1 protein-coding gene is annotated in these 591 nt (G+C 51.9%); it reads left to right on the top strand.

Annotated elements, in window-relative coordinates:
* Positions 1–31: 31 nt before the first annotated feature.
* Positions 32–591, top strand: a 560-nt coding sequence (locus tag J5837_RS07665) for a hypothetical protein (protein ID WP_210536074.1), incomplete at its 3' end; no start/stop codon positions are given.

A 591-nucleotide genomic window follows, 5' to 3' on the forward strand; every position in this document is an offset into this window, starting at 1 on the left:
TATTCAGGCGCTAGGCGCCAATGGAGGGTTCATGGACGCTGGCGACATTATTGCAGGGCTATCCTTGTTGCTCTCCGTGACTTTGGCGTTCTTTTATATTCGAGACAGAGCGCATGCCAGATATAGCATCAGCAACGAGTACATCCGCGAGCTCTTGGACTGGCATAACCGCGTCATAGATGTACTTATGAGGTTTCGCCACCTACGACGCATAAAAGATGCCGCAGACTTCCAGCATGACCTCGCCTGCTTGTCTTCCTTGGTTGAGCAAGGTCGGTTCTACTTTCCTAACCTCATCCAGAACAACTACGGCTCAGACAAGCCGGCCGCATATCGCGGGTACCGCAATCTCGCGCTCGACTTCCTTGTCGAGTTCTACGACATCGTCAACCACTCAAGCCACGACGAGGATGATCACGAGCAGCTTGCTGCATTGCAGCGGTACTTCACGTCGATTGTTTTCCAGATTGTTCGTCCAAAAGACAGGCTAGATACAATCAAGCGGTTGACTGACCAGTATTTCGTCAAGGATCACAGCGCCAATGACATCATTGAAAACCCCAGTCTATTCCCGGATGTCCGGGGTGGCGC

Origin of the sequence: Pseudoxanthomonas helianthi (assembly GCF_017939625.1) — a bacterium.
Taxonomy (GTDB): Bacteria; Pseudomonadota; Gammaproteobacteria; order Xanthomonadales; family Xanthomonadaceae; genus Pseudoxanthomonas_A; species Pseudoxanthomonas_A helianthi.